At 46.8% G+C, this 21,558-nt stretch carries 12 protein-coding genes; 7 read left to right on the top strand and 5 right to left on the bottom strand.

Going from position 1 to position 21,558, the window contains the following annotated elements; translation table 11 throughout:
* The first annotated feature begins 290 nt into the window (after positions 1–290).
* A complete protein-coding gene (locus M2137_RS11845) occupies positions 291–830 on the top strand; it encodes an HD domain-containing protein (protein WP_280766655.1) in 540 nt (179 codons plus the stop codon).
* 56 nt (positions 831–886) lie between these two features.
* Positions 887–3,655: a putative LPS assembly protein LptD gene (locus M2137_RS11840; protein ID WP_280766654.1), complete on the top strand. Its 2,769-nt coding sequence runs from the start codon at positions 887–889 to the stop codon at positions 3,653–3,655.
* A gap of 8 nt (positions 3,656–3,663) precedes the next feature.
* Here the strand turns inward: M2137_RS11840 and M2137_RS11835 are convergent, their stop codons facing one another.
* The 3 genes from M2137_RS11835 to M2137_RS11825 form a co-directional block, all read right to left on the bottom strand.
* The gene (locus M2137_RS11835) at positions 3,664–4,716 is read right to left on the bottom strand and encodes an AI-2E family transporter (protein WP_280766653.1); all 1,053 of its coding nucleotides are present in this window, start codon (positions 4,714–4,716) and stop codon (positions 3,664–3,666) included.
* A gap of 67 nt (positions 4,717–4,783) precedes the next feature.
* The gene (locus M2137_RS11830) at positions 4,784–6,277 is read right to left on the bottom strand and encodes a S41 family peptidase (RefSeq protein ID WP_280766652.1); all 1,494 of its coding nucleotides are present in this window, start codon (positions 6,275–6,277) and stop codon (positions 4,784–4,786) included.
* A gap of 47 nt (positions 6,278–6,324) precedes the next feature.
* Positions 6,325–8,127, bottom strand: a complete 1,803-nt coding sequence (locus M2137_RS11825; RefSeq protein ID WP_280766651.1) for a Na/Pi cotransporter family protein — start codon at positions 8,125–8,127, stop codon at positions 6,325–6,327.
* An 81-nt stretch (positions 8,128–8,208) separates the two neighbouring features.
* Here M2137_RS11825 and M2137_RS11820 point away from each other — a divergent pair, with 81 nt between their 5' ends.
* Both M2137_RS11820 and M2137_RS11815 read left to right on the top strand, forming a co-directional pair.
* A complete protein-coding gene (locus M2137_RS11820) occupies positions 8,209–9,879 on the top strand; it encodes a nucleoside kinase (RefSeq protein ID WP_280766650.1) in 1,671 nt (556 codons plus the stop codon).
* A complete protein-coding gene (locus tag M2137_RS11815; protein WP_280766649.1) occupies positions 9,879–10,775 on the top strand; it encodes a DMT family transporter in 897 nt (298 codons plus the stop codon). Before M2137_RS11820 ends, M2137_RS11815 begins: the two co-directional genes overlap by 1 nt.
* A 51-nt stretch (positions 10,776–10,826) precedes the next feature.
* Here the strand turns inward: M2137_RS11815 and M2137_RS11810 are convergent, their stop codons facing one another.
* Together M2137_RS11810 and M2137_RS11805 are read right to left on the bottom strand one after the other, a co-directional pair.
* On the bottom strand, positions 10,827–14,024 hold the full coding sequence (locus M2137_RS11810; protein ID WP_280766648.1) for an arabinofuranosidase catalytic domain-containing protein: 3,198 nt from the start codon (positions 14,022–14,024) through the stop codon (positions 10,827–10,829).
* A gap of 33 nt (positions 14,025–14,057) precedes the next feature.
* The gene (locus tag M2137_RS11805) at positions 14,058–15,287 is read right to left on the bottom strand and encodes a vitamin K epoxide reductase family protein (protein ID WP_280766647.1); all 1,230 of its coding nucleotides are present in this window, start codon (positions 15,285–15,287) and stop codon (positions 14,058–14,060) included.
* Between the two features lie 408 nt (positions 15,288–15,695).
* Here M2137_RS11805 and M2137_RS11800 point away from each other — a divergent pair, with 408 nt between their 5' ends.
* The 3 genes from M2137_RS11800 (at position 15,696) to M2137_RS11790 (ending at position 21,420) form a co-directional block, all read left to right on the top strand.
* Positions 15,696–18,590, top strand: a complete 2,895-nt coding sequence (locus M2137_RS11800) for a TonB-dependent receptor (RefSeq protein WP_280766646.1) — start codon at positions 15,696–15,698, stop codon at positions 18,588–18,590.
* Between the two features lie 534 nt (positions 18,591–19,124).
* On the top strand, positions 19,125–20,684 hold the full coding sequence (locus tag M2137_RS11795; RefSeq protein ID WP_280766645.1) for a HAMP domain-containing sensor histidine kinase: 1,560 nt from the start codon (positions 19,125–19,127) through the stop codon (positions 20,682–20,684).
* 4 nt (positions 20,685–20,688) lie between these two features.
* Complete coding sequence (locus M2137_RS11790) at positions 20,689–21,420, top strand: response regulator transcription factor (RefSeq protein ID WP_280766644.1); 732 nt, start codon at positions 20,689–20,691, stop codon at positions 21,418–21,420.
* The last annotated feature ends 138 nt before the right edge of the window (positions 21,421–21,558 follow it).

The raw sequence follows: 21,558 nt of genomic DNA, 5'->3' as shown, positions 1-21,558 counted from the left end.
ATTAACGGCGGTTCTTACCATTTTTAACCTTTTTGTGTTTCTTTTTTTATTAAGTCCTTTATGCAGCACCCCCAGTCGTTCGCTTCGCTCTCTTCACTGGGGGTTATTAGGAGTTAAACGCCTATGGGCGTTACCTGCTTTCCTTCACATATTACATTATCTGATCCTTTCCCCCTCACTCCCATCTCCTATTTCCTTCACATCTTACCCTCGCCAGCTATTCTCTGACTAAATCCATACACAAAATAATAATTAAACTCCTATATTTGCGTACTATAAACAGCTGTAACATGGATCCGTTCGAATTGATTACTCACTATTACCCGATTGACTCCGAAGGTTACCGCATTCTGGTGACCCATAGCCGGAGCGTGGCCGACAAAGCGCTGGCGATTGCCCGCAACCATCCGGAGATGGCGTTGGACACCCAGTTTATAGAAGAGGCAGCAATGCTTCACGATATTGGCATGTTCCTGTGTAACGCGCCTGAAATCGGTTGTTTTGGTGATGTGGAGTATATCTGCCATGGCTATCTGGGAGCCGAATTGGTAGAAAAAGCCGGCTATCCACGCCACGCACTCGTGTGTGAACGGCATACAGGCACCGGCCTATCGTTGGAAACCATTCTGGGGCGCAACCTGCCGATCCCGCACCGCGATATGCAACCCATCAGCCTGGAAGAGCAGTTGATCTGCTTTGCCGATAAGTTCTTCAGCAAAACAAAACTCGACAAAGAACGTTCGATCGATAAGGCGATCCGGAGCTTGGAGAGGTATGGACAGGACGGTGTGGAGCGTTTTAAGTATTGGTGTAAACTCTTTTTAGGCTAATTCTACAAGGGAGGTCGTGAAATTGTTATACATTTGCAGACCGAAGAGATTGACAATTGAAGAGGAGATTATTGACATATATCTGCGTTTTCCTTGCAGGAACTCTGTATGCCGGGGCTCAGGAGGTGATATCCCCGGAGGGATCGGTATTGCCTGACGACTCGGTCTATGTCACGGTAGGTGATGTGGCTGTCGATACGGTTCCCCAACGGAAAAGCCCCTTGGAGGCGAAGGTGATCTATTCTGCGAAAGACTCCATCGTGATGACGGCCGGCAATATGGCTTACCTGTTCGGAGAGGCAAATGTGAAATACCAGAATATCGAACTGCAATCGGAGGCGATCGACATCGATATGGACAGCAGCCAGGTGTACGCCAAATTTGCGCTCGACTCCATAGGCGATGAGTTCGGCTATCCTCTTTTCTCGCAGGGCGATCAGCAATACGAAGGCAAGACGATGCGCTATAACTTCAAGACGCGCAAAGGATATATCACCCATGTGGTGACCCAGCAGGGGGAAGGCTATGTGATTGCCGACCGCACGAAGAAGACAGAGACCGACGCCCTCAATATGGTCGGGGGGAAATATACCACCTGCGACCACCACGACCATCCTCACTTCTATATTCAGATGACCAAGGCGAAGGTGCGCCCGAATAAAGATATTGTAACCGGGCCGGTTTATCTGGTGATCGAAGATGTGCCGTTGCCGGTAGCCCTGCCTTTTGCTTTTTTCCCCTTCACCAGCGAATATTCGTCGGGTATCATTATGCCTTCGTATGGGGATGAATCGAAACGTGGTTTCAACCTGCACGACGGAGGATACTATTTTGCCCTGAGCGATTATGTCGACCTGGCGCTGACGGGCGATATCTATACCAAAGGATCGTGGCGCGTCAATGCCCGTTCGACCTACCGCAAGCGCTATAAGTTCTCGGGTAATTTCGACCTATCGTACGCCGTCAATGTGGAGGGCGACAAAGGCATGCCCGACTATACAAAGAGCAAGGATTTCTCGGTGAAATGGAGCCATACGCAGGATGCGAAGATGAACCCATACCGCTCTTTCTCCGCCAGTGTGAATTTCGCCACCTCTTCTTATCACCGCAATGAGATCGGCAGTTTTTATCCCGGCAGCAATGGCTATTCGGATGCCTCGCAGAACAACAAAGGGTCGACGATCAACCTGACACAGCGTTTCCCCAACAGTCCGTTTACGGTCGCAGCCACATTCAGCGTCAATCAGCAAACGCGCGACTCGATGCTGGCGGTTACCCTGCCGGATATCTCCATCACCATGTCGCGTATCTATCCATTCAAACGAAAAAATGCGGTGGGCAAGGAGCGATGGTACGAAAAGATCTCGATGAGTTATTCGGGTTATCTGCGCAATACGATCAACACCAAAGAATACCTGTTGATGGAATCGAGCCTGTTGAAAGACTGGAAGAACGGGATGAAGCATAATATTCCGGTGAGCGCCAATTTCAATGTCTTTAATTATATCAATATCAGTCCTTCGTTCAACTATACAGAGCGTTGGTATACCAGCAAAATCACAGAGACTTACGATCCGATAGCGCAGCGGATGGCACCGGCCGATACGACGATGGGCTTCTATCGTTTGTATGACTTCAACGCCTCTCTCTCGGCATCGACTACGATATATGGGGATTTCACACCGGTGGCTTTTCTGAAGAAACTAACCGGTATCCAAATGATACGTCATCGCCTGGAGCCTTCTGTCAGTGTCTCCTATCGTCCCGACTTCGGCGATCCACTCTTTGGGTTTATGGAGCGCTACTCTTATGTCAATAGCCAAGGCGAAGAGCAAATCTATGAATACTCACCTTTCCGCCATGGGATCTACGGGGTGCCGCCGACCGGTAAGTCGGGCATGGTGAGCTTCTCGCTCGACAACAACCTGGAGATGAAGGTAGCCTCGAAGAACGATTCGATCGCGGAAAAGAAGGTTAGCCTGATTGATAAATTGTCGCTGACCGGTTTTGGCTATAACATGGCGGTCGACTCCTTTAAGTGGAGCCAGAACTTCAATGCCAACCTGCGTATCAAGTTCGGAAAGGCCTACACCCTCAACCTGAATATGACTTTCGACACCTATATGAACGAGGCGATCAGAGACTCGGAAGGGAATATCACCGGTTTGCGCAAGGTGGATAAATTGCGCGTGATGAACGGACGCGGCCTGGGACGCCTGCAGCGCACGGGTACCTCTTTCAATTATACCTTCAACAACGATACGTTCAAAAAGCTATTTGGCGGCAAGAAAGACTCTTCCAAAGGCGATAGCGGCGGCGACTCTCAACAGGGCGATGGCATGACCTCTCCTGATCAACAAGGGGGCGACGGTATGGAGGGTGACCAACAGGGCGGAGGACGTCTCTTAGGCAAAAAGAAGGAGGTGGGCGAACGGGATGATGATGGCTACCTGATTACCCAAATCCCCTGGAGCTTTACGATCAACTACTCCATGAACCTGGGCTACGACACAAAGAAAATTGATGAGAAACGCCTGGAATACAAATATGGATTGACGCACAACCTTACCTTCAACGGAAATATCCAGCCGACAAAGAACTGGCGTTTTAATTTCAACGCTACCTACAACTTCGATGCAAAGAAGATTACCAACTTGAGTTGTAACATCACACGCGAATTACACTGCTTCCAGATGTCGGCCAGCTTTATGCCGGTGGGTCCCTATAAATCCTATTCTTTCTCTATCGCCGTTAACTCCTCTTTGTTGAAAGACCTGAAATACAATCAGAGCAGCAACTACCGCGACGCACAGCAATGGTATTGATTTAGTGGTTAGTGTTCACTACTCATTTGTTTCTTCGGCAGAATAATCTTCTTCTTTTTATTATCCAAGAACTCCTCCTTAAAGATATTCACACAAAGCAGGAAGATGGCAATCAGGATCGGGCCAAAGATAACGCCAATAAATCCAAACATAGAAAGCCCTATGATCACCCCGAAGATGGTGATCAATGGATGTGTATCGGCTAAGCGTTTCTGAAGCACGAAGCGGATCATATTGTCGACGTTGGAGACAACCAATAAACCAAATACAATCAGACCAATGGCATTGAACCACTCGCCCGAAAGAGCCATATAAATGGCCAATGGTCCCCATACCAATCCGGTGCCGACAATAGGAATCACGGTGGCGATACAGGTGATCACACCGAATATAATCGGTTCGGGAACCTGGAAAATGTAATAACCAATCAAGGCAATAGCTCCTTGAATAACCGCTAATAGCGGGATGCCGATAGCATTGGACTTGACCAATAGGTAGATCTCATTCACCACCCGCCGTTTGTTCCGGTTGCTGAAGGGAAGCAGGGACATAATATAGGTTTCGAAAGGACGGATACTTACCAACATGAAGTACAAGACAAAGATCAACGCGATCATATTGATGGAAAAGCCGCTTATGCTGCCCACCAGCGACTGCCCGATCTTAGGCAATACGGAGACGGCGGAGATCAGGTTGTCGGTATTCAATAGGTTATAACCAATCTTTTCCTGTACCAGGTCGGCCACGTGCTGAGCCGCCGAGACAATCATGGCGGTATCGAGGTTGAAGTGTTGCCATTTATTGATAATCAGCCAAAGGATCAACGAGAGTGGGATAAGGACAACTAAGATAACCTCTCCCAACAATAGAAGCGCCGCCCAACTGGGACGGAAGCGTTTTTTTTCCGTGAGGTAAAGCATTTGCTTGCGCACAAGCACATAGATGGTGAATGCCCCCAGGATCCCTCCCATAAACGGTTGCATATACTGAAACAGGACATAGCCTAATAAAATAATCAAGGCGACTAAGGAGATGCGCCAATATTGTTCTTTTAGATTCATAAAAAACCCCTTCTTGTTTCTAAATGAACAAGAAGGGGATATAGAAAGTTTTGAATTTATCTCTCTTTTATTTAGCCATTTCCAACATTCCTTCGTCGAAGATTAAGCCTTGAGGAACATGGCGTCCAACAGAACTATAAACAGGCTCCAGGGTAGGCATGGAAGCTGATGAGCGCAATGCCGGGGCGGAGAGAGTCTGTCCAGCAATCAAGGCTAAGGCTGTCGATAGCAGAGTCTCGTTGGTGTCGCCCAATTGACAAAACTTAACAAAGGGGAGACCGTACTCGTCATTAAGAACATCTGGAGTAAAACCTTTTTGACTATAAGCGTAATCACCATCATGATTGCAAATACTCATGACAATCGGATGCATAATCCAATCATATTTATCACCTTCGTCTCCATCCCCAAAAAGGATGGAACCTACAGCTTTTCCTAGGGTTTGTTCGCCAATTAATATGACATCCATAAAAGGCTTAAGGGCATTGATAACCGCTTCAGAGGAAGAAGCGGACCATCGACCAGTAAGCACATAAAGACGTTTTTTTGTCAAATTAAGGTTTGAAGAGGTTAGAGAACTGTTAAACGGATAATAGCTATTACTCGCTTTCGCAGTTGATTTTCCATTATTTTTCATGATGCAAAAATAATTCTTAGAATCTTTAATAATATCACTTGGAGCTAAACAAGAAGCTAAAGTCTGGGCACAAGAGACTAATCCTCCTCCGTTATAACGCAAATCCAGCACAAACTCATTAACTCCTTCCGATTTGAAGTTTTTGAAAATAGACTTCATCTCGTTGTCATACGTTTTGTCTTCGTAAGAATCTTTCGGGCCGGAAGAGAAATGGTTATACACCAGGTAGCCAATCTTATTATTACCTATATGATATACTGTATCTAAGAAAAGAGGATTATTCTCTGTTAAACGAGCGGCAGACAAGGTAATTATATGGGTTACAGTGGTTCCGGTAATGTATCCTTCTGAATTGGATTGTACATCTCCTATGGAAAGAGTTACACCATTCCCGTCTTCAAGCAAAGCATAATCTTTCAAGTTGTCTGCTTTTCCATCCAATCCAACAATCATATCGCCTCTCTTTAGCCCTGCTTCAGCAGCCGCAGAACCGGGAAGGACATACAATACGCGTACATAGAGGTAAGTATTTTGTCCCGCTGCTATGCCGTAAGCATAAAACTCAAACCCATAGGTTGGATCCAGGTCGGAGATGGCTTTGCTCTTGGTTCGTTTCTTTTCGATATAGGAGAAGTGGAAATTATAGCGTCGTCCTGTATTACCTTCCCAAAGACCGTCGTTCTCCGACAAAAGCGATTCAAAGAACTTATCCGGCGTCAGGCTGAAGTTATAGGCCTCTTTTTTCTCTATCTCGTCATACCAAAGGTAATTCTCCAGCATGGTTTCGTATATCCAGTCATTGGTTGTTTTCTCTGTTGGCGTAGGATTCGGATCGGGATCCGGAATATCTTTCTCACCATCACAGGCCGTAAAAGCAAGCACACACAATAATAACACCGCAAGCCATAACATATATTTATTCATAACGGAACTCCTTTTTTATTAATAGATTATGTACAAAGGTAGTGAATTTATATTTTCTTTTCCACAATGGCCTGCACTACATTCAGAATGTAGTCGCCCATCTTCTCGAATTCAACAATAATATCCATATAATACACCCCGTCCTGATAGTCATATTTCTTATTGTCTACGTCTTCGATATTCTTCGTCTTCAACTGATTGCGCAGGTTGTTGATCTGATTCTCCAGATTATAAGAGGGGTTGACATCGTCGAGCACAAGATCCTGTTTCTTCAGAATCACATTCATCCGATCCATCGCTTTTGTCAACAACTGGATCATCTTTTCGATGTTCTCGTTCTGTTCGTCGGTAAATACCGATTTGCCTTCATTCCGGCGCTTGACAGAGCGAGCCAGGTTGTAGCAGGAGTCCGCAATACTTTCTATCTCCGTAACGGTACGCAGCATGATACGAGTCTCTTCTTTCCCTTCCGAGCTTAAGCGTCCTTCGGAAACGTATGTCAGATAGTTAGCAATCTCTACCTCCATGCGGTCGCTTATGCTTTCGTACTTTTCTATCCGGTTGTAGTTTTGCATGAAGTCGTCATCGTTGGTCTCTTTCATCAGATCCCTGATCATACCAAACATACGGTTGGTACGTTCTCCATACACCGCAATTTCTTTATGAGCCTGCATCAATGAAAGCTCGGAGGTCGATAGCATACCCGAAGAGATATACTTCAACTGGAACTCTTCCTCTTCGCTCTCTTTTGATTTGATCAGTTTAGAGCATACAAATACATAGCCATTGACAAACCAGACCATAATCAATACATTGGCAATATTAAACAATGTATGGAAGAGCGAAAGGCCATACGACACCGATACCTGCAGCGACATCAACTGTTTCTGCAGATCGATCAAATAAGGATCGGTCAGCGTCTGTCCGGAGGTAATGGCCGAGATGGTTTCCGGAGATAATGTATTCAGGAACTCCATCATCGCCTTGGGGTCGCCCGGTCCGTAGTTGGTAACGATCCAGGAGATCATATTCGTAAAAGGATAGAACACCGCCAGGATCCAGCAGACACCGAATATATTGAACATCAGGTGGGCAATAGCCGCGCGTTTGGCCGATACATTCGCCGAAAGAGCCGCCAGGTTAGCCGTGATCGTGGTTCCGATATTCTCTCCCAAGACCATCGCCGCCGCCATCTCGAAGGGGATCCATCCTTTGGTACACATGATAAGTGTAATGGCTACCGTCGCGCTCGACGATTGCACGATCACCGTCAGGATGCTACCCAAGGCCAGAAAGAGCAGGATAGAGCCATACCCCATCTGGGTATATCCCTGCAGGAAGGCCAATACCTCCGGGTTGCTTTGCAAATCGGGAACGGAATCTTTCAGGTAAGCAAGCCCCATAAACAGGAAAGCGAAACCCATCAGGAATTCTCCCCATGACTTTCGCTTGCTTTTCTTTGAGAATATCAACGGCAGACAAATACCGATAAGCGGAAGAGCAAACACGCTGATATCTACTTTGAAGCCAAAAAGTGAAATAATCCAGGCGGTCACCGTCGTCCCTACGTTGGCTCCCATAATGACACTGATGGATTGAGCTAACGAGAGAAGTCCAGCGTTTACAAAGCTGACCACCATAACGGTCGTTGCACTGGAAGATTGAATAAGAGCGGTGATCAGGATACCGGTTAATACGCCGGTGAAGCGGTTGGTTGTCATGGCCGACAGGATGCCCCTTAATCTCTCTCCTGCTACCTTCTGCAAACCTTCGCTCATGACTTTCATCCCATACAGGAACATCCCCAACGATCCTACCAGGGTCAAAAAGTCAAAAAATGAGTAGTCCATTTAAAATAGGTTTATGCGATTGTATATCTGATTAATATTCTTTACTTTGGGGGACGAAATTACAAAATTAAATAGATTATTATGCCTGATACCATTACAATTTTCTGCAAAAACAACAATGCCTATTTAGATGTGCCCATAGGATCTTCATTACTCGATATTTACAAAAGATTAGGAGAACCGCTGCCGCACCGTCCCATGAACGCCCAGGTTAATAGTAAGACAGAAGGCTTGACTTTCCGTTGCTGGCATCCAAGAGACATTGAGTATATCGACTACACCAGGTCGTCCGGTCTTCGCACCTATGTGCGTTCCCTTTGTCATATATTCTCCAAGGCAGTAAACGATATCCTGCCAACGGCCACCCTCTACCTGGAACATCCTGTTTCGAAGGGTTACTACTGTGTGATCCACAACGGGAAAGAGATCGATCAGGAGACCATCGACCGCATCCGCATCCGCATGCAGGAGATCATCGATGCCGACCTGCCTTTCGTTCCCCGCACCATCCGTACGGAGGATGCTGCCGTCTTGTTTCGCGAGCGAGGCATGGAAGACAAAGCGCGCCTGATTGAATCGGCCGGTATGCTCTACACCTCCTATTACGAGCTCGATGGATATATTAACTATTTCTATGGTTGCCTGACCCCTTCGACCGGCTATATCCACCTCTTCGATTTAGCTCCTTATGAGGGTGGAATCCTGTTGCGTATACCCCGTAGCGACGATATGAGCCAACTGGAAGATATCGTTCCCCAGCCGCAGATGTTCGAAGCTTACAAACAACACCTGACCCTGCAACGCACGGTCAGTGTCGATAATGTCGGTGACCTGAATAGGGAGATCGCTGCCGGACATAGTCGCGAGATTATCATGGTATCGGAAGCCATGCAGGAGAAACAGGTCGCCCATATTGCCGTGAAGATTGCCAAAGGGTTCCATCAAACGGGCGTACGCATCGTATTAATCTCAGGCCCTTCTTCTTCGGGGAAAACGACCTTTAGCAAGCGGTTGGGCATCCAATTGATCACCAACCTGATCCATCCGGTCAGCATCTCCCTCGACGATTATTTCCTGAATCGGGTGGATACCCCACTGGATGAGCATGGCGAATATGACTTTGAATCCCTGTATGCGCTCGACCTTCCCTATTTCAATAGCGACCTCGAGCGATTATTGAAAGGCGAAGAGATCGAACTGCCCAGCTTTAATTTCGAGACAGGCACGCGTCAATACAAAGGTAAGAAGTTGAAACTGAAGGAAAACTCCATCCTAATGATCGAAGGCATCCATGCCTTGAATCCGGAGTTGACCGCTTTTATCGACGATCATTTCAAATACCGGGTGTATGTGTCGGCTCTGACCTCTATCTCGCTCGACAACCACAACTGGATCCCGACAACCGACAACCGCCTATTGCGGCGCATCATCCGCGACTACCGCTTCCGGGGCTATTCGGCACAGGAGACTATTTCGCGCTGGCCCAGCGTGCGCCGGGGTGAAGACAAGTGGATCTTCCCGTATCAGGAAAACGCCGACGCGATGTTCAATAGCGCGATGCTCTACGAACTGGCCGCCTTGCGTAAGTTTGCCGAGCCCATCCTCCGGGAGGTGCGCGAATGCGATAAGGAGAATGCGGAGGCCTACCGCCTGTTGCGTTTCCTGCGCTATTTCAATTACATCAATGAGGCCGACCTGCCGGGCACCTCGCTATTGCGTGAGTTCCTGGGTGGGGGAACGTTCAAATATTGATGGCGACGAAAGATCAAAGCATATTTATCAAGCTCCACCTCTCCATCCTGTTGGCTGGTTTTACGGGGCTGTTCGGAAGACTGATAACCCTCAACGAAGGGTTATTGGTTTTCTATCGTATGCTGTTTGCCGCATTGCTCCTTTACCCGATCCTGCGCCTGACGAAGACCTGGGTACGGGTGCGGGGAAAGGAGATGTGGAAAATAGCTGCTACGGGCTGTTTGTTGGGACTCCACTGGGTTTTCTTTTTCGGAAGCATCAAACTGGCGAATATATCTATCGGTGTGATTTGTTTTTCATTGACCAGTTTTTTTACAGCTTTACTGGAGCCATTATTGCTTCGCCGGCGTTTCTCCTGGCGCGAGTTGGCATTAAGCCTGCTTACCGTATGCGGCATTGCCCTGATCTTTCAGTTCGATACCCGCTACCGCACAGGCATTCTCTTCGGGGTAGCTTCGGCTGCCTTGGCAGCGTTGTTTACCATTACCAACAAAAAGGTGGCCGTGCGTCACGCCTCCTCCACCATGTTATTCTATGAAATGGTGGGCGGTTGTCTGATGCTGGTCTGCCTGATGCCCTTTTACTTGCATTTCTCACCGGTGGCCTCCCTGTTTCCGGGCACGACCGACCTCCTGTGGCTATTTATCCTGGCATTGTTCTGTACGATCGGGCTTTATATGTTGCAGATAGAAGCGCTCAAATCCATTTCCGCTTTCACCGTCAACCTGAGCTACAACCTGGAACCCATCTACAGCATCATCCTGGCCATGCTTTTCTTTGGAGAAGCCCGGGAACTCACCCTGCCTTTCTATGCAGGTTTAGGACTTATTTTTCTTTCCGTTTTCCTTCAATCCCGAAAGGTTGGTTCGGAGAAAAAGAGTGCAATCAAACAATGAATCGCCCCTTTTTCTCCAAACGCACCAACTTAGATTTTGTATTTTCCTGTATTAATGTGCATACTTATTGGGAGCGCCCGGTGTAGGTATTCCTTCGCTTACAGGGGCGCTGTTTTCGAATGACAATATGAGATTCGATTTAAGCGTAATACCACTTCCCGCAACTTGCACTCCGGTTGCATGTGCCTTCTGAAGCGGCTGAGAAACCGTGATAGAGCTCGGCGAACCACTGTTGCCACCATAGGCGCGACGTCCGGCGGTTATCGACGTAATAACTGCTTTCTCAAGATATGCACCTTTGTTGATTTCAATAGTCTGTCCGATGCTAAAACCGGTTGTGTTTGCAACCGGGATAACCGTTGCTCCGACCTCTATCGTCATTGTTGTAGTTGTCGCTCCTGTTGTACCGACTTCAGCTATAGAAACCGTCTGTTTTTTGGAGCCTGACCCAACAGTAATCTCTTGTCCGGCCACAAAACCGGCAGTGCTTGCTATCTTGATATTGTTTGAGCCCGAAGAGGCTGGGAGCAGCAATGTAGTAGTCTTTTGCAGTGAGAAATCGTCGCAGTTGTTGTCCGTATCGGATCCATCGGGATATCGGCCAAAGCTCCTGTTTATTTCCCATGCAGCTGGAGTGGCGGGCTGGAGTCCTCTGCCGGAGGCAGGAACAACAACAATACAGCCTCCCTGGCTTTGCACTCCTTCCAGCGTAGCCAACTCGGGACTGGCAATCGTGCCATTGGCACTGGAATTGCTTTGTTGTGAGCCATAGACCATGGCGTCAACTACTATTTCTCCGGTGGCGTCCATCAGCGCGATCGAACCGGCAGAAGTGGAAAGAGGATTTCCATACCATTGATTCGGTACGAAGGCATCTTGATAACCAGTCGATTTTACGGCGGCATTTATAACGGGTGCGCCAAATTCATGGCCGTTATCCAATGCCTTGGAGAGCGTTATGCCGCTCCCGAGAGCCTGAACGGCATCGCCACTTTGATGCGCAAACTTCGTGGCTGGAGTAAAAGTGATCCCTGTTCCCGGGCAAGACACATCGACAGCCAGCATGTGATCTTTTTTCAACGGTTCGGTTAGTTCTATTTCTCCCGGAACCCGATGCATAGACAATTCTAAGCCTCCACCACGTACCGGTTCTGAAACTGTGTTTATAATTCTTTTTACTTCAACTATTTCCTTGCGAGATCCGGTGTTTATTGTCAATTTATCGCCAACGGTCAAATTGGTATTGCCATTCACCTTAATAATGGTTTCGCCGGCCTTTGCCTCAACGGCAAGTTTTGTTTGGGAAGATGCTTTCCCCACATAGGTAACCGTAGCTTGCTCATAATTCCCACCTCTGTCGATACCGATCATTTGTCCGACTTCAAATCCAGTGGTGTTTTTTACCGGAATATTTCTTGTCCCCGCAGGGAGGATCAACCAGGGTCCGGTCGAAACAGGAACAAAGATCAGGGTCATAGGCGAGGCTGGGGTGCCAATCCTTTGTATTTCTCTTATTTCGTCATCGATCTGAATGCGTTGCCCTACTTTATAACCGGTCGTACTGATCACGTTGATTGTGTTGCTTCCTTGAACCGCAGGTGCTGCCAGGCCTGATCCTGCCATACTGAGCAGGTAAAACTCTTTGGATCCTATTTTAGTTCCTGCCGGGATGGTTGCCAGTTTCACCGGAGCCCATTCGCTCCGGGTATTTATCAATGACCAGTTCGAGATATCGACTTCCTGATCCGAACCATTGTAAAGTTCAATGAATTGGTTCGTCGGATTCAGGTTGGTATTTAACCGGACTTCATTTATTTTCACCGGCATCGTATTTCTTATCCGTTGGGAGTTTAGATCCGATTGAATTCCTTTCGTATTGTTTTTCCATTCAGCTTTAGCGGTGAGGTAGCCGACTCCGGCCGACTCCGGTGAAATGACGGTAAACGTTGCAGTCACTGTTTCGTTTGCGGCTATTGAGCCGGAAAAAGTTTTTGCCTTATCGTCTGTTCCGGAAACCACAGCATCCCAACCCGATGGCAGGTCCAGGCTCAACGTCACTTTCTTTGCCGCCTTTCCTGTCGTATTGGTAAAGCTGACGGTTACCTCCTGTGCCGTTTTCGGCGTAAAGGTCGTAAGGCGTGACATGCTTAGCCGTTGCACATCGTACTTCGCTGCCACGATGTTTTTCTGAACGGCATGTACGGCAACTTCACTCGGGTAACCTAAAGTCATAACGCCTTCATAAAATGTTCCGGCCGAACCGTTTCCATTGTCTCCCCCGTTTCCGAGCTGGATCGCTCCTTTTTTGTGCATGGGGTAGTAGTTGCTGTTTTCGTTCGATTCCGGTCTGATTCCTTTGTAGAAAAGAGACAATTCACCCTCCTGTGCGTTTCCGCCGCGTATTTCCCAAACATTCCCGCCGCCGCCGTTGACCATCCCGGTCACAAAGCGCCAGGAGTCGATAGTTGGGCTTTCTACATTTTCTTTCGTGTTATAGCCGGAAAATAATCCTGCTTCCATATCCGACATGATCCAAGGTCCTGTGCCGGCTCCGCGGCCCCATGCCGTAGACGTGCCGAAATAGACGGTCGACATAGTGCCTCTGCCTACGGCGTCGCTGTTGGTCGATGTGTTTCCGTAGTTGAAACAGCAGCCGCTGTCATAATGAGTGCCGTCGAAAACCATGTAAATCCCTTCCGCCTCATCGTCGATTCCGAGGCCTGATGCATCGTTGTTGCGCAACCCCATTCCAGGCATGATATAAGTGCCGTACACTTTGTGACCCATAATAGTTACCGGAGCCATATCGGCTATTGGCAACGTATTAAATCCGCCTTTTGCAGGCCCGACAAATGTGCCCGGAGGAGCCTGGTAAAGATGGTTTTCTTTGTCCGACTGGTCGTAAATAACCGATATCCAACAAAGCGTATTGGAGCAAAACGCATCCTGCAAAGCGGCATCGGCATATCCTCCGGGATTGCCGTTTTCAGATGGAACTAAGTGTATATCCATTGTTTTACCATCTGATTGACGCGTCACCTGATAGAGAGGTCCGTTGTATGAGGCATACAACGCGCGTGTGGTACTGTGGGCCGACACACAGGGCGTGCCTTCGGCAGCGAAAATGTCGCACGGTCCTTCCTGTCTTGCCGATCCGGTTTCCGTACAAGAAACTATCGAAAAAATAGCAAGAATTGGCAGTGTGAATGCCAGTGTAAGAATGATAACAAAGCGGTTTTTACTTTTCATGGTGGATCAGAATTATTATTTATAATTATACTGTTAATGCGTGTTGTGTCGATACGGCAAAGGCACAGCCAGGCTTTTCTCTAAGATGGAAACCAGTTCATCCGCACTGTAGGGTTCGGGAGTTATCCATTGCGAACCATAGATCATTTTGGGTATACTGCTGTTGCCTCCTCGTATGATTTGACCGAAGATATACATGCTGTTTTGAAGACACTGCTCCACTCTCGGATCAGTCTTTGCGATTTCGAACTCCTCCTCTCCCAACAGTTCAATCGCCTTTGCCCGGGCGGCTTCTATATTACGGGGACGCCAGTAGTTGCCTGTTTCGAATGAAAACATCCAATTCTCGAACTCGCGGAAAACTTCCCGGTTTGCAAACCAGACCGACAGGCCTATCTTGGCCAGGTCGCACGAATTCGCGAATGCGTCGACATCTTTCAAAACGTACGGATTGCAGGAGCTATTCAGCGGTGTCGGACACAACACAAAGGCGAGTGTTCCTTCGTAACGTTGTATCACATCGTCGAGCATGAAATGTATCTTTTGGCAATGAGAGCATTGATAGTCAAAAAGCAGTGTTACTTTATGTTGCGCATCGGGCGAACCCGCGAGAGGAACATCCTGAAAGTCAAAAATCACCTGATCATCCTGATAATTGCCGCGTTGCGTTGTAGCCACACCGGTGAAGTTGATTTGTATGGTAGCTAAAAGAGCGGCCAACACCAAACCTGTAAAAACAAGCAGCGCTATTTGGAGTGGTTTGAAAAGCTTTCTGTGTGCATGCCGGAGATATGCCTTTTCCTTCGCAGCCCACCAAATAACTAACGTGGCTATGAAAAGACCCACGACATGAGCCGTCATACAGTAAGAGCAAAATTCACCTATAATCTGTTTTTGGATAATCGTGAACCAAATCGCACTGCCTGCAATAGAACCGGAAAGGATTAAAAGGGCAACCCAAGCCAAGCGGCGGATCGATATATCCGTGTCGTTCCCAATGAAAAAGACGGAGACTAAAAGGGCAAAATAGACCCCCATTGCCAAACCACTGACAGGGAATATTCCTGCCAACATCGACCAGCGACTGCCAAAAACGTTATGGCATGAACCGTCATTGCCGCATCCCGCCATGGCGTCACCGGTAATAGAATGCCAACTTAGTATCGCACTTACAACCAAAGCAACCAAAATTAAAACCACTAAAAACCGACGCCAGCACGGCCAAATTGGGAGGTATAGTTTTTTCTTTCCGGAAGTGATCATTTTACAATGGTTTTCTAATCATCTCACAAATATAACCACGACTAACTGACTTTACCTAATCTTTGCTGAATTAATTGACAGATAGCCCATTGATAGAATTAATATATGCTGTTTTCATTCCGCAACAGGTAATGTGCATAGGTGAAATATGCAGGTATTCATATCGGCCTGATATTGATCCTACTTTCCGTTTTCCTGCAATCGAAAAGAACCCATCTAACAAGCAAAGATCGGGTTTAGCTAATTGGTATCTTTACCTCTTATACTATTAGACCTCTCCCTTCAAATGATTACAAGGCAATATCGGGCGTTTTGTTAATAAAAGCAAATCATACTTTTTCTTTTTAAACTAATTCTTTATCGCCTTGTCTATCTTCCGAACATAAGTGAAACTATTCAATAAATTTTATGAAAGTGGGAAGATATCTATTGTTGATGATTTTGTTGGTTACATCTGTGAGTATGTATGGCCAGAGCCAGAGTCGGAGAAGCAGCGGTGGAAGCGTAGAGGTGAAAGGACAGGTGGTGGAGGCCGGAACAGGCGACGCTGTCGAACAGGCTACGGTTCGTTTGTTAAGTGTGCGTGACAGCAGTATGGTGGCCGGAGTAGCTACAGGAAAAAATGGGAGTTTTAGTTTGAAGAATATCCCTTCCGGCGTCTATATGCTGAATGTCTCGTTTATTGGTTTTGAACCTGTTTATCAGCCTTTGCAGATATCCGGACAGACTGATCCGGTAAATGTAGGCAAATTGCAATTGAAAGACGATGCTGTTTTATTGGGGGAAGCGGTTGTTACCGGAAAAGCGCCGGAGGTAATTGTGCGCAACGACACGATAGAATACAATGCCGATTCTTTTAAAGTAAGCGAAGGCTCAGCCCTGGAAGATCTATTGAAGAAGATGCCGGGCGTGGAGGTCAGTTCTGAAGGGGCAGTGACTGTAAACGGAAAGTCGATCAATAAAATCCTTGTGGATGGAAAAGAATTCTTCTCGGACGACCCGAAAGTGGCTACCAAAAACCTTCCTTCCAATATGGTGGATAAGGTACAGGTATTGGATCGCCTGAGTGAAATGGCACGTTTGACCGGTTTTGACGACGGCGATGAAGAGACGGTGATCAACCTGACGATCAAACCGGGCATGAAAGAGGGCTGGGTAGGAAATGTCAATGCCGGATACGGTAGCGAAGACCGTTACGAAGGAAACTTCATGCTGAATAGAATGATTAACAACGACCGCTACACCTTATTAGGCGGTATGAACAATACCAACAATATGGGATTCTCGGATATGGGAATGTTCAGCGGCATGGGTGGCGCCGGAGGCCGTGGTATGATGATGGGGGGCGGCGGTAATGGCATCACCACTTCCGGAAATATCGGCTTCGACTTTGCGAAGGAGCTCAGTAAGACGCTGACGTTAAATGGGAATCTGCGGTATGCCAAGTCGAAGAACGAAGCGGAGTCGGAAACAAGCCAGGAAAACGTACAGTCGGAAACAAGATACGAAACAGGTTCCAGCTTCCGTAGTAATTCAAACGATAACATTGGAGCAAACTTTCGCTTGGAATGGAAACCGGACGATCGCACGACATTGATTTTCCGTCCCAATCTGAGTTACAGTAAAAACTCCCAGTTTGGTTCCAGCTATACGGCAGAATTGGATGCTTTGCGCGATACCATCAACTATGGCGATCAGCTATCCAGATACAGCGGTGATGGCTATAATATGGATGCCCGCTTGGAATTCAGCCGTCGGTTGAATGATAATGGTCGTATTTTCAGTGCTTCTATTTCAGGAGGAATGACCAGCCGCGATCAGGACGGAAGCAATGTTGCCAATACCTATTATGCCAATCGGGCGGATGATCTGCGCGATGAAAAGATAAAGAACGATGTCAATGGAAGCAACTTCCGGGCGTATGTTTCTTGGGTGGAACCTTTGGGACGTAATAACTTTATCCAGTTGACCTATAATATCAGCCGTCAGCAACAGGAATCGCTGAAGAATGTTTACGTATTGGATGACTTTGGCAACTATACGGTGATCGATACGGCGCAAACACAAAACTATCGGAATGACTTCCTGACCCAACGTGCCAGCCTAAGCTTTAAGGCTATCCGGGAAAAGTATAATTATACGATCGGGTTTAATGTCGATCCTTCGAATAGTAAGAGTGTGAATTTCATCGGTGACTCCATCCTTTCGGAAGTGAAACAAAGCGTAGTGAACTTCTCGCCGACGGCACAGTTCCGTTATAACTTCAGTCGTCAGTCTAATTTGCGAATCGATTACGACGGAAGAACCTCCCAGCCGAGTGTTGCCCAGTTGCAACCGGTGCCCGATTACTCCAATCCGCGTAATGTAGTACAGGGTAATCCGGATTTGAAACCATACTATACCAACCAGTTCCGTGTGACATACCAGACATTCCAGCAGGAAAGCCAGTTTACCATGCGTGTGATGGGAGGCGGGAATTATGTGGTGAACAATATCTCTTCTTATGTGATCAACGAGAACGACGGAAGCGGTAACAAGACAACGACCTACCGCAATATGAACGGTAACTATAGCGGCGACCTGACATTGATGATTAATACCCCGCTGAAGAACAAAAAATTCTCGATCAACTCCATGACCCGTGGTTCTTTCAACAACAGAACCACCTATATTGGCGATAAAGTATGGTCGGATGATATGAATTTCACCATTGTCGACAGCAAGAATAAAAATACAAATCTTCAGATTATGGAAAGAGCTGGTATCGATTTCCGCTCTTCTTTCCTGGATTTGGGTGTGAATGGCTCGATCAACTACCAGAAGACGAAGAATACGTTGGAGACCAGCAATAATCAGAATCAGAACATCTACAATTATAGCGTCGGAGGCAACACTACGATCTATTTGCCGGCCAATTTCAAAATCGAAAGTGATATCGCCTGGCGGACAAGCACGGGTTACACCGATGGTTATGATACGGACGAACTCTTGTGGAATGCTTCTGCTTCTTATTCTTTCCTGAAGGGAAATGCGGCAACGCTTCGCTTTAAGATGTACGACATTCTGCAACAGAGAAGCAATGTGTCACGTACCGTAACGGCTAACTACACGCGTGACTCGCAATTCAATACGATAGGCAGCTATTTCATGGTTCATTTCATCTACCGCTTCAATATCTTTAAAGGCGGTGCTACGATGGATGATTCGCGTCCGGGTCGTGGACAGGGTGGACCGGGTGGACATGGCGGCGGTCGTGGTGGCTTTGGTGGTCCTCCTATGGGAGGCGGCGGTATGCCTTTCTAATAAAAAATAGAAAAGCCCGGTATCAGCAAAGTGATACCGGGCTTTTTTATAACACAACTATTCACCTGAAGCATTATAAAACGATCGAACGGGATGCAAATGCTCCAAAACTGCCATTGCGTCAGTCGATACGATGGCCACAAAACAGTAGAAACAGTAAAAACAAGGTGTAAGCAACAGACCGAATTTTCTAAGTAAATGGGGTAGTTGCACTTACATTCCGGTTTGTTAAAAAGTGTTTCTCCCGGGAGTTTGTCTCCAAAGTCCTACCTTTTCTCCAACATTCTCCTGCCGAAATATCAAAATGACATTTCGGCTTCTTTACAAAAATCCGTTTTTATCTTCTCGAAAAAGATTTTTTTATGACAAAATGGCGGAATGAGTAATTAGAGAATAAAACCCTAATTGTCTGCGATAAAAGATCGGAAAAACAGGCTTAATTAACATTTGAACCCCTCAAATTTTACTTTTTTTGTGTGAATATTAAACTAAAAGGAGCTTAATTTGTTTTGTTAAAAAGAGATTCGAAAAAGAATGAGGAAGTCAACGATATGGTTAGTAACAGGCGTAATGGTTTTCACCTTTGCGATGTTGCTTTATATGCAGGTAACCTACATTGCTGATATCACCCGGATGCGAGGCGAGCAATTCAACGAAATTGTGAAGAAAAGCCTGAACCAGGTGTCGAAAAACCTTGAAAAAGACGAGGCGAACAAATACCTGTTGGAAGACATGGAGTTGCAGCATTCCCACCTGCAGAGTTCCTCCTTGGACACAAGGAATGTGGAACAGATCATTATGCAATACAAAATACGCCAGGAGGAGGAAGGCATTGTGCAGAAATTAGAATTCAATGCGATTGCCAGCCAGAAAACAGATCCTCTCTCTTCGTTATCTACCCGCCAGCAACAACAGCAATCCGGCCATAACATCGTAAAGACATCTGCCGACCTGCAGCGGGAATATGCCCGCCGTTATTTGATCCAGTTGGAACAACTTCGCGAGGTTGCCCGGGATATGTTGCATACGGCCAACCTGAAACCTATTCAGGAAAGGGTCGACTTCAAACAGTTGAACAACTATCTGCGAACCGAGTTTGTAAACAATGGGCTAAATATTCCTTTTGTCTTTCAAGTGATCAACAAAGACGGCAATCCGGTATATCAGAGCGGGGAAATGCAGCGACAGATCAATGCTTCGGATATGGTAACCACGGTGTTGTTCTCGAACGACCCTCCCTCCCGGCAGAATTGGCTACGTGTTTATTTCCCGACCAAACAGGATTATATCCGAAGCCAGGTGCAGTTTATTGTGCCGTCGTTTATCTTTCTGTTCATCCTGCTTGTCACGTTTACCTTCACCCTCTTTATTATCTTCCGTCAGAAGAAATTGTCGGAGATGAAGAACGACTTTATCAACAATATGACGCACGAGCTGAAGACGCCGGTATCGACCATTTCGCTGGCGTCGCAGATGATGAAAGATACCGATATCACCAAAAGTCCGGACGTATTCAAGCACATCTCCGGTGTAATTGGTGACGAGACAAAACGCCTGAGCTTCCTGGTGGAAAAGGTATTGCAGATGTCGCTTTTCGAAAAGCAGAAAGCCAGCCTGAAACTAAAAGAGATCGATGCAAACGATCTGGTGGCGGGCATCGCCAATACGTTTGTATTGAAAGTGGAAAAATATGGCGGCACATTGGATATCGATCTGCGTGCAGAGGAGTCGGCTATTTATGCCGATGAGATGCATATCACCAATGTGTTGTTCAATTTGATGGATAACGCAGTGAAATACCGCCGACAGGATGTGCCGCTGAAGCTGATGGCGCGTACCTGGAACGATAATGGGCGGCTGTTGATCTCGGTGGAAGACAACGGGATCGGCATCAAGAAAGAACACCTGAAAAAAGTGTTCGATCGGTTTTACCGGATCCCAACCGGCAACGTACACGACGTGAAAGGCTTTGGATTAGGCCTGGCGTATGTGCGTAAAATGGTAGAAGACCACAAAGGCACGATCCGTGCCGAGCAGGGCGCCGGCAATGTTGGAACGAAATTTATTATTACTTTACCTCTTATAAAAAGTTAGACTTATGGAAGAAAAAATCAAGATCTTCTTTTGCGAAGACGACGAAAATTTAGGAATGTTACTCAGGGAATACCTGCAGGCTAAAGGGTATGTTACGGATCTTTTCTCCGATGGAGAAGCGGGATATAAAGGATTTACCAAGGGCAAATACGACCTTTGTGTGTTGGACGTGATGATGCCGAAGAAAGACGGCTTCACCCTGGCGCAGGAAATCCGTTCTATCAATCCGGATATACCCATCATCTTCCTGACGGCAAAGACCATGAAAGATGATATCCTGGAAGGATTCAAACTGGGAGCCGACGACTATTTGACAAAACCATTCAGCATGGAAGAGCTGCTGTTGCGTATCGAAGCGATCCTTCGCCGGGTGAAAGGAAAGAAAATGAAAGATATTCCTTTCTACAAACTGGGCGAATTCCTGTTCGACACACAGAAACAGACACTGACAATCGCTGACAAAGTGACGAAACTGACCACCAAAGAATGTGAACTGCTCAGTCTTTTGTGTGCCCATGCGAATGAGATACTGGAACGCAATTACGCCCTGAAGACAATATGGGTCGACGATAACTATTTCAATGCGCGCAGCATGGATGTGTATATCACCAAATTGCGTAAGCTCCTGAAAGAAGATCCGGGTATTGAAATTATCAATATTCATGGAAAGGGCTATAAGCTGATCACGCCTACCGGTGAAGACCAAGCGCGCGAAGAGGGCGTACAGGTGTTGTAAAAAAGAATATTTATCTATATTATCAAAAGGATGCCACACAATGGCATCCTTTTTTTGTGACTATGCTGCTACTTTTCTTTATATTTACGCCCAAATATGTAACATAAAGGGAGTCTCTATGGGTGAGATATATAACCT

This window comes from Parabacteroides sp. PFB2-10 (genome assembly GCF_029893085.1).
Lineage (GTDB): Bacteria > Bacteroidota > Bacteroidia > Bacteroidales > Tannerellaceae > QVMG01.
The sequence above is the reverse complement of the archived record's forward strand: the minus strand, read 5'-3'. Positions and strand labels throughout refer to the sequence as shown.

What these genes read in the sequence shown, in the direction of transcription:
- M2137_RS11815 (WP_280766649.1), top strand. Translation starts at nt 9,879, where the DNA reads ATGGCGACGAAAGATCAAAGCATATTTATCAAGCTCCACCTCTCCATC.
- M2137_RS11835 (WP_280766653.1), bottom strand. Translation starts at nt 4,716, where the DNA reads ATGAATCTAAAAGAACAATATTGGCGCATCTCCTTAGTCGCCTTGATT.
- M2137_RS11800 (WP_280766646.1), top strand. Translation starts at nt 15,696, where the DNA reads ATGAAAGTGGGAAGATATCTATTGTTGATGATTTTGTTGGTTACATCT.
- M2137_RS11825 (WP_280766651.1), bottom strand. Translation starts at nt 8,127, where the DNA reads ATGGACTACTCATTTTTTGACTTTTTGACCCTGGTAGGATCGTTGGGG.
- M2137_RS11820 (WP_280766650.1), top strand. Translation starts at nt 8,209, where the DNA reads ATGCCTGATACCATTACAATTTTCTGCAAAAACAACAATGCCTATTTA.
- M2137_RS11830 (WP_280766652.1), bottom strand. Translation starts at nt 6,277, where the DNA reads ATGAATAAATATATGTTATGGCTTGCGGTGTTATTATTGTGTGTGCTT.
- M2137_RS11790 (WP_280766644.1), top strand. Translation starts at nt 20,689, where the DNA reads ATGGAAGAAAAAATCAAGATCTTCTTTTGCGAAGACGACGAAAATTTA.
- M2137_RS11810 (WP_280766648.1), bottom strand. Translation starts at nt 14,024, where the DNA reads ATGAAAAGTAAAAACCGCTTTGTTATCATTCTTACACTGGCATTCACA.
- M2137_RS11805 (WP_280766647.1), bottom strand. Translation starts at nt 15,287, where the DNA reads ATGATCACTTCCGGAAAGAAAAAACTATACCTCCCAATTTGGCCGTGC.
- M2137_RS11795 (WP_280766645.1), top strand. Translation starts at nt 19,125, where the DNA reads ATGAGGAAGTCAACGATATGGTTAGTAACAGGCGTAATGGTTTTCACC.
- M2137_RS11845 (WP_280766655.1), top strand. Translation starts at nt 291, where the DNA reads ATGGATCCGTTCGAATTGATTACTCACTATTACCCGATTGACTCCGAA.